Origin of the sequence: Streptomyces fuscigenes (assembly GCF_021556455.1) — a bacterium.
In the GTDB taxonomy this organism is placed as follows: domain Bacteria; phylum Actinomycetota; class Actinomycetes; order Streptomycetales; family Streptomycetaceae; genus Streptomyces; species Streptomyces fuscigenes.
On record NZ_JAKGCV010000240.1, the window covers coordinates 1 to 8662 of the forward strand.

6 protein-coding genes are annotated in these 8662 nt (G+C 72.8%); 4 read left to right on the forward strand and 2 right to left on the reverse strand.

Translation table 11 applies throughout. The features are described 5' to 3' along the window. Positions 1–147 precede the first annotated feature (147 nt). Positions 148–1938, forward strand: coding sequence for an ABC transporter ATP-binding protein (locus L1885_RS18590; protein ID WP_235798270.1), 1791 nt, complete (start codon positions 148–150; stop codon positions 1936–1938). 122 nt (positions 1939–2060) lie between these two features. Here the strand turns inward: L1885_RS18590 and L1885_RS18595 are convergent, their stop codons facing one another. Then, complete coding sequence (locus L1885_RS18595) at positions 2061–2855, reverse strand: metal-dependent hydrolase (protein ID WP_235798272.1); 795 nt, start codon at positions 2853–2855, stop codon at positions 2061–2063. Between the two features lie 209 nt (positions 2856–3064). Here L1885_RS18595 and L1885_RS18600 point away from each other — a divergent pair, with 209 nt between their 5' ends. Both L1885_RS18600 and L1885_RS18605 read left to right on the forward strand, forming a co-directional pair. Continuing rightward, entirely contained in the window at positions 3065–5578 is a 2514-nt protein-coding gene (locus tag L1885_RS18600) for a DEAD/DEAH box helicase (RefSeq protein ID WP_235798274.1), read from the forward strand. 236 nt (positions 5579–5814) lie between these two features. Then, on the forward strand, positions 5815–6303 hold the full coding sequence (locus L1885_RS18605) for a glutathione peroxidase (protein ID WP_235798275.1): 489 nt from the start codon (positions 5815–5817) through the stop codon (positions 6301–6303). An 88-nt stretch (positions 6304–6391) separates the two neighbouring features. Here the strand turns inward: L1885_RS18605 and L1885_RS18610 are convergent, their stop codons facing one another. Then, positions 6392–7615: an acyl-CoA dehydrogenase family protein gene (locus tag L1885_RS18610; RefSeq protein WP_235798276.1), complete on the reverse strand. Its 1224-nt coding sequence runs from the start codon at positions 7613–7615 to the stop codon at positions 6392–6394. 144 nt (positions 7616–7759) lie between these two features. Between L1885_RS18610 and L1885_RS18615 the strand changes: the two genes are divergently transcribed. Further along, positions 7760–8407: a TetR/AcrR family transcriptional regulator gene (locus tag L1885_RS18615; protein WP_235798277.1), complete on the forward strand. Its 648-nt coding sequence runs from the start codon at positions 7760–7762 to the stop codon at positions 8405–8407. The last annotated feature ends 255 nt before the right edge of the window (positions 8408–8662 follow it).

Sequence of the window (8662 nt, forward strand, 5' to 3'; positions counted from 1 at the left end):
GGAACGCGCCGCGCCCGAGCGCACGGCCCCGGGAGGCCCCCCGCCGGTCGGCGCCGAGCCGGACCGCGACGGCCCCGACCGCACCATCACCGCCCGCGCCACGGCGGACGCCGTGCACCGCCGCACCGGCGAGACGGAGGACCCCTCATGATCGGCGTCGCCAGGCCCGTGCACGACCCGGCCGCCCCCGAGACGGCCACGATCCTGCCGGTCGGCTCTTCGGCGACCGTGCGCGCGTACGTGGGCGGCCTGCTGCGCCGCCACCGCCGCGCGTTCGCGGTGCTGATCGCCGTCAACGCGGGCTCCGTGCTGGCGTCGATGGCCGGCCCCTACCTGCTGGGCACGGTCGTCCAGCGCCTCGCGGACGGCGCGCGGACGGCGGGGCAGCTCCATCTCACGCTCGTCACGGCCGTGTTCGCGGCCGCGCTGGTCCTCCAGACCGTCTTCACCAGGACGGTCCGGCTGCGCGGGGCGGTGCTCGGCGAGCAGATGCTCGCCGACCTGCGCGAGGACTTCCTCGTCCGCTCGGTGGGCCTGCCGCCCGGCGTGCTGGAACGAGCGGGTACGGGTGACCTGCTGTCCCGCATCACGACCGACATCGACCGGCTCGCGGACGCCATGCGCGAGGCCGTTCCCCAACTGGCCATCGGAGTGGTGTGGGTGGTGCTGCTGGTGGGCGCCATCACGGTGACCGCGCCCCCGCTCGGGCTCGCGGTGCTGTTCGCCGTGCCCGTGCTGGCCGTGGGCTGCCGCTGGTACTTCCGGCGCGCGCCGTCGGCCTACCGCTCGGAGGCGGCCGGGTACGCCGCGGTGGCCGCCTCGCTGACCGAGACGGTCGACGCGGGCCGCACGATCGAGTCGTACCGTCTTGGCGGGCGCCGCGTCGCCCTCTCGGACCTGCGGGTGGCCCGCTGGACGGCGTGGGAGCGCTACACGCTGTGGCTGCGCACGGTGCTGTTCCCCGTCATCAACATCTCGACGTCCCTGGTCTTCCTGGCCACTCTGGTCCTCGGCGGGGTGTTCGTGCTCCGCGGCTGGATCGACGTCGGGCAGCTCACGACGGGCGCGCTGTTCGCGCAGATGCTGGTCGACCCGGTCGGACTCATCCTGCGGTGGTACGACGAACTCCAGGTCGCCCAGGTGTCGATCGCCCGGCTGGTCGGGGTGCGCGACATCGAACCGGACGGCGGGGAGGCGGGACTGGCGCCCGCGGGCCGCGAGGTGCGCGCCGACGACGTCCGGTTCGGCTACGTGGACGGCGTCGACGTGCTGCACCGGGTGTCGCTGGACGTCGCGCCGGGCTCGCGGGTGGCGCTGGTCGGTCCGTCGGGTGCGGGCAAGTCGACGCTGGGCAGGCTGCTCGCCGGCATCTACGGCCCCCGCCGCGGGTCGGTCAGCCTGGGTGGCGCGGAACTGTCGCGCATGCCCGCCGAGTCCGTGCGGCAGCACGTGGCCCTGGTCAACCAGGAGCACCACGTCTTCGTTGGCTCCCTGCGCGACAACCTGCGGCTGGCGAGGACCGACGCGGCGGAGGCCGAACTGTGGGCGGCGCTCGGCGCGGTCGACGCGGACACCTGGGCGCGCGGTCTCGCGGACGGCCTCGACACGCAGGTGGGCTCGGGCGCCGCCGCCCTGACGCCCGCGCAGGCGCAACAGGTCGCGCTGGCCCGGCTCGTCCTCGCGGACCCGCACACGCTGGTCCTCGACGAGGCGACCTCGCTGCTCGACCCGCGGGCCGCCCGGCATCTGGAGCGGTCCCTGGCCCGCGTGCTGGAGGGCCGCACGGTGATCGCGATCGCGCACCGCCTCCACACGGCGCACGACGCGGACGTGATCGCGGTGGTGGAGGACGGCCGGATCTCCGAACTGGGCCCGCACGAGGAGCTGGTGGCGGCGGACGGAGCGTACGCGGCGCTCTGGCGCTCCTGGCACGGCTGACCGGACCGGGGGCGCGGACGGCCGGCCGGCCCGGCGGCGGGGGCGGTCCGGCAGCGACGCGGGCGCTCCAGCGGAGGTGCGCCCGGCGGCGGCCCGCCCGGGCCGCGCCCGCCCGCCCCGCCTCAGATGACGCCGAGCGCCGCCATCCCGCCGATGCCTCCGGCGATCATGAACAGCGGCATCAGCACCTTGACCTCGACCCAGCTGCCGGCGCGGAAGCGCATGGCCTTCGGCGTCCCGAACGCGTACCAGCGCTTGCGGCCGATCGGGATGGGCCACAGGATCGGGCACCCGGATATGGTGATCGCGTCGCCGAGGTCGTGCACGAGCGCGCCCACGACGATGGGCAGCCCGAGCCACATGTACCCCTGGCCGGGCTGCGTGAACAGCCAGTGCGCGCCGTTGCCCGGCTCGTCCAGGATCCCGCCGAGGGTCCACGCGGCGAAGGCGCCGAGGAGCCACACCAGGACGTCGCTGGAGACCCGCGCGGCCCGCCACAGCAGCCCCTCGACCGCGAGCACCATGTGCACGAAGAGGATGGCGAGCACGGCCCAGTGCCCGCCGAGGACGGCGAGCGCCGAGGCGCCCGCGCCGATCAGCACCGCCCACAGCCAGGTGTGGGTGAGCGTGCGGTGGCCCCCGCTGCGGCTGCTGGGGTCGCCCTTGAGCCGGGTGTGGCGGTAGGCGAAGTGGGAGAGCACGTCGACGATCTCGCACACCCACTTGGAGATCGGCCCGAAGGCCCGGGAGATCGTCGCGGCCTGGTGGTCGAGGTCGGGCGCGAGCGCCGCGCCGGACGCGATCAGGGCCCCCACGACGAGGACGGGCCAGGGCATGTCGTACCCGAGCGCCGTCGCGCCGGCACCCACCCCCAGCCACGCGGCCGCCCCCGAGAGTGAGTGTGCAGGTCCCATCATGGTCGTACCCGTCTCCCTGTGGAGTTGTCATCTGTCGTCATGCGGCGGTCCCGGCCGCCTGCCGGTCCGCGCCGACCGGCCCGGACCGCCGTACGGCGCCCACCGGGGGCGCCGGCGATCATGCCGGTCGGGACCGCAGCGTACAGTCCGTGATCTTCGGGTGGACGTCCGGTTCCCGGATCGGGACCGGGAACGGGCAAGATGGTGACGTGACCCTTATCGATCAGCTGCCGAAGGACGCCGACCCCGATGCCCTCTTCGAGGCCTTCTCGACCTGGGCCGAGGGACAGGGGATCTCCCTGTACCCGGCGCAGGAGGAGGCCCTGATCGAGGTCGTGTCGGGCAACAACGTGATCCTGTCCACCCCGACCGGCTCCGGCAAGAGCCTGGTGGCCGCGGGGGCGCACTTCGCGGCCCTCGCCCAGGACGAGGTCACGTTCTACACGGCGCCGATCAAGGCGCTGGTGTCGGAGAAGTTCTTCGACCTGTGCAAGCTGTTCGGCACGGAGAACGTCGGCATGCTGACGGGTGACGCGTCCGTCAACGCGGACGCGCCGGTGATCTGCTGCACGGCCGAGGTGCTCGCCGCGATCGCGCTGCGCGACGGCAGGAACGCCGACATCGGCCAGGTCGTCATGGACGAGTTCCACTTCTACGCGGAGCCGGACCGCGGCTGGGCGTGGCAGATCCCGCTGCTTGAGCTGCCGCAGGCGCAGTTCGTGCTGATGTCCGCGACGCTCGGCGACGTGTCGCGCTTCGAGGACGACCTCACGCGCCGCACGGGCCGGGAGACGTCGGTCGTGCGCTCGGCGACGCGTCCCGTGCCGCTGTCGTACGAGTACCGCCTCACGCCCATCACCGAGACGCTGACGGAACTGCTGGAGACGCACCAGGCTCCCGTCTACATCGTGCACTTCACCCAGGCCGCGGCCGTCGAGCGGGCGCAGTCGCTGATGAGCATCAACATGTGCACCCGCGAGGAGAAGGACAAGATCGCCGACCTGATCGGCAACTTCCGCTTCACCACGACGTTCGGGCGCAACCTGTCGCGGTACGTGCGGCACGGCATCGGCGTGCACCACGCGGGCATGCTGCCCAAGTACCGCCGCCTGGTGGAGAAGCTGGCGCAGGCCGGGCTGCTCAAGGTGATCTGCGGCACGGACACCCTGGGCGTCGGCGTCAACGTGCCGATCCGCACGGTGCTGTTCACGGCGCTGACCAAGTACGACGGCAGCCGCGTGCGGACGCTGCGCGCCCGGGAGTTCCACCAGATCGCGGGGCGCGCGGGCCGCGCGGGCTTCGACACGGCGGGCCTGGTGGTGGCGCAGGCGCCGGAGCACGTGATCGAGAACGAGAAGGCCCTCGCCAAGGCCGGGGACGACCCGAAGAAGCGGCGCAAGGTGGTGCGCAAGAAGGCGCCCGAGGGGTTCGTCGCCTGGTCGGAGACGTCGTTCGAGAAGCTGATCGCCGCGGACCCGGAGCCGCTGACCTCGCGCTTCCGCGTCACGCACACCATGCTCCTGTCGGTCATCGCCCGCCCCGGCAACGCCTTCGACGCGATGCGGCACCTGCTGGAGGACAACCACGAGCCGCGCAGGCAGCAGTTGCGGCACATCCGCCGGGCCGTCGCGATCTACCGCTCGCTGCTGGACGGCGGCGTCGTGGAGCGGCTTGAGACGCCCGACGCGGAGGGCCGCATCGTGCGTCTGACCGTCGACCTCCAGCAGGACTTCGCACTGAACCAGCCGCTGTCGACGTTCGCCCTGGCCGCTTTCGAACTGCTCGACCCCGAGTCGCCGTCGTACGCGCTGGACATGGTGTCCGTGGTGGAGTCGACGCTCGACGACCCGCGGCAGATCCTCGGCGCGCAGCAGAACAAGGCGCGCGGCGAGGCCGTCGCGGAGATGAAGGCGGACGGCGTCGAGTACGAGGAGCGCATGGAGCGCCTCCAGGAGGTCTCGTACCCGAAGCCGCTGGAGGAACTGCTCTGGCACGCCTACGACGTGTACCGCAGGAGCCACCCGTGGGTCGGCGACCACCCGGTGTCGCCCAAGTCGGTGATCCGGGACATGTACGAACGGGCGATGTCCTTCGCGGAGTTCACCTCGTTCTACGAGCTGGCGCGGACGGAGGGCATCGTGCTGCGCTACCTGGCCGGCGCGTACAAGGCGCTGGAGCACACCATCCCCGAGCACCTGAAGTCCGAGGACCTGGAGGACCTGACCGCCTGGCTCGGCGAGCTGGTGCGGCAGGTCGACTCCAGCCTGCTGGACGAGTGGGAGCAGCTCGCCAACCCGGAGGAGGAGACCGCCGAGGAGGCCCGGGAGAAGGCCGACCAGGTGCGTCCGGTCACGACGAACGCCCGCGCGTTCCGGGTCCTCGTGCGCAACGCGATGTTCCGCCGGGTGGAGCTGGCCGCGCTCGACAAGGTCGCCGAGCTCGGGGCGATGGACGCCGAGGCGGGCTTCGACGAGGACGCGTGGGGCGAGGCCATGGACGCGTACTGGGACGAGTACGACGACCTCGGCACGGGCCCGGACGCGCGCGGCCCGAAGCTCCTGTCGATCGAGGAGGACGCGGCGCACGGGCTGTGGCGCGTCCGGCAGACCTTCGCGGACCCGAACGGCGACCACGACTGGGGCATCAGCGCCGAGGTGGACCTCGCCGCCTCCGACGAGCAGGGGCAGGCCGTCCTGCGGGTCACGTCGGTGGGCCAGCTCTGAGGCCCCCTCCTGTCCGAGGCCGCGGGCGCGAGAGCGCCGGCGGCCCCGGGCAGGCGCGCGCCCAGGCCGCTCGGGCGCCCGCCCGCGGCACCGGGGACGGCCGGCGGACCGGTCGGCCGGGCCGTGGCCGAACCGGCGGGACCTCGGCGGACCGGTCGGACGGCAGCTGCTGAACCGGCGGGTCCACAATGGATGCGTACGATCTCCACCGGGGAGATCGGGGAGGGATTCGGTTCATGAGTCTCCACGACATCCCGCTGCGCACGCTCGGCGGCGAGCCCACGTCGCTGGCCGACCACCGCGGCAAGGCCGTCCTGATCGTCAACGTGGCCTCGAAGTGCGGCTCCACTCCGCAGTACGCGGCTCTGGAGGAGATGCACAAGACGTACGCCGACCGGGGCTTCACGGTCGTCGGCGTGCCGTGCAACCAGTTCGGCGGGCAGGAGCCGGGCACGGCGGAGGAGATCGAGACGTTCTGCTCGACGACCTACGGCGTCACGTTCCCGATGCTGGAGAAGACCGACGTCAACGGCGAGGGCCGCCACCCGCTGTACGCGGAGCTGACGCGCACGGCGGACGCGGCGGGCGAGGCCGGGGACATCGCCTGGAACTTCGAGAAGTTCCTCGTGTCCCCGCAGGGCGAGGTCGTGGCGCGCTTCCGCACCCGTACGACCCCGGACGACCCGGCGGTCGTCTCCGCCGTCGAGGCGCAGCTGCCGGCCTGAGCCGGCACGGCGGGGCAGCCCCCGCCCGGAAAGGCCGCGGCTCCGCTCCCGCGGGTGCGGAAGCGGAGCCGGGCTCTCCCGTGGGGGGTCAGCGGATGGGCACGCCCGAGAGGGTGCGCGCGATGACGAGGCGCTGGATCTCGCTCGTGCCCTCGAAGATGGTGTAGATGGCCGCGTCCCGGTGCATGCGCTCGACCGGGTACTCGCGGGTGAAGCCGTTGCCGCCGAGGATCTGCACGGCCTGGGCGGTGACCTGCTTGGCGGTCTCGCTGGCGAACAGCTTCGACATGGAGCCCTCGGCCGACTCGAACTTCTTGCCCGTCGTGGCCATCCAGGACGCGCGCCAGACCAGGAGCCGCGCGGCGTCGATCCTCGTGCGCATGTCGGCCAGCTGGAAGGCGATGCCCTGGTTGTCGATGATGGGGCGGCCGAACTGGCTGCGGGTGCTCGCGTAGTCGAGGGCGACCTCGTACGCGGCGCGCGCGGTGCCGACGGCCATCGCCCCGACGGCGGGGCGGGACGCCTCGAAGGTGGCCATCGCCGCGTTCTTGACGCGCTCCCCCTTGACGGCCCTCTCCCGGGCACGCGCGAGGCGTTCGTCGAGCTTGTCCTTGCCGCCCAGCAGGCAGGCGCCGGGGACGCGCACGCCGTCGAGGACGACCTCGGCCGTGTGCGAGGCGCGGATCCCGTGCTTCTTGAACTTCTGGCCCTGGCTCAGGCCCGGGGTGCCGGGCGGCACGATGAAGGACGCGTGCCCCTTGGAGCCGAGAGCGGGGTCCACGACGGCGACGACGACGTGCACGTTGGCGATGCCCCCGTTGGTCGCCCACGTCTTGGTGCCGTTCAGCACCCATTCGTCCTTGGCCTCGTCGTAGACGGCCCGGGTGCGCATGGCGGCGACGTCGGAGCCCGCGTCGGGCTCGGAGGAGCAGAACGCGGCGAGCTTCACGTCGCCTGGCTCCCCGTACATCTGCGGTATCCAGGTGCCGATCTGCTCGTCGGTGCCGTTGGCGAGGACGCCCACGGCGGCGAGTCCGGTGCCGACGATGGACAGGGCGATGCCCGCGTCGCCCCAGAACAACTCCTCCGTGGCGATGGGGATGCCGAGACCCGAGGGGTCGAAGTACTGCTGCGCGTAGAAGTCGAGGGAGTAGATCCCGAGCTTGGCCGCCTCCTGGATGACGGGCCAGGGGGTCTCCTCGCGCTCGTCCCACTCGGCGGCCGCAGGGCGGATCACGTCCGCGGCGAATCCGTGCAGCCACTCACGGACCTGCTTCTGGTCGTCGCTGGGTTCGAGTGTGAACTCGGCCATCTTCCCTCCATGGTTACCACTGGTAACCACATTCTGTTACCGACGAGTAGCCCCTGTCAACCGATCACGCCTGATCAGCACCCCCGCGGCCGGGGGTGTTACGTTGCGCGGGCGTCACGGTTTAGGTAAGGGCGGGGAGAAACGATGGAGACCACACCACAGCAGGCCGAGCAGCGGCGGGCCGCCGAACAACGGCGGCGCCAGCTGCTGGAGGCCGCGGAGCGGGTGGTGCTCAGGGACGGCCCCCGGGCCTCGATGAACGCGATCGCGGCGGAGGCCGGGATCACCAAGCCGATCCTGTACCGGCACTTCGGCGACAAGGGCGGCCTCTACAAGGCCCTCGCCAAGCGCCACACGGACGCGCTCCTCGGCGCCCTGCGTGCGGCGCTGGACGCGCCCGCCGAACGCCGCGCCCGGGTCGAGGCGACGCTCGACACCTACCTCGCCGCGATCGAGTCGAACCCTCAGGTCTACCGGTTCCTGATGCACCCCGCCGAGGACGCGCCCCCGCTGGACCAGGGCTTCGACGTCGGCCGCCACTCGGCGCCGCTGCTGCGCCGGCTCGGCGAGGAGCTCGCCACGGTGATCGAGGAGCGCATCGACCTGGGCGAGAACGGCCAGCAGCTGGCGAGGATCTGGGGCCACGGGATAGTCGGCATGATGCACGCGGCCGGCGACTGGTGGCTGGGCGACCGGCCCTGCTCCCGCCAGGAGCTGGTGACCACGATGGCCGACCTGCTGTGGGGACGTCTCGCGTCGGTCGCCGACCGCAGCGGCGGCCCCGGCTTCTGAGCCCGGGGCCGGGCCGGGGAGCCTCCACGAGCCCGGACGGCACGCACGAAACGTCCACAAGGGCGGTGGACCGGTCCGGTACGCGCGCCCCGCCGCCGGGACTGCCCGCGCCCGGCCCCCGAGGGGCTGCGGCGATTGGGCGGTCGCTCTGTGTGACGGTTCGGCGCCGGAACGCCGGGCGCTGGGCCCCGGGCCGCGTCCCAGGGCCCGACGACCCCGTGCCGCGGCCCGCGCGCCCGCGACGCCGCCGTGCAC

Coding starts and splice junctions, on each gene's coding strand:
- L1885_RS18590 (WP_235798270.1), top strand. CDS start 148: ATGATCGGCGTCGCCAGGCCCGTGCACGACCCGGCCGCCCCCGAGACG.
- L1885_RS18595 (WP_235798272.1), bottom strand. CDS start 2,855: ATGATGGGACCTGCACACTCACTCTCGGGGGCGGCCGCGTGGCTGGGG.
- L1885_RS18605 (WP_235798275.1), top strand. CDS start 5,815: ATGAGTCTCCACGACATCCCGCTGCGCACGCTCGGCGGCGAGCCCACG.
- L1885_RS18610 (WP_235798276.1), bottom strand. CDS start 7,615: ATGGCCGAGTTCACACTCGAACCCAGCGACGACCAGAAGCAGGTCCGT.
- L1885_RS18615 (WP_235798277.1), top strand. CDS start 7,760: ATGGAGACCACACCACAGCAGGCCGAGCAGCGGCGGGCCGCCGAACAA.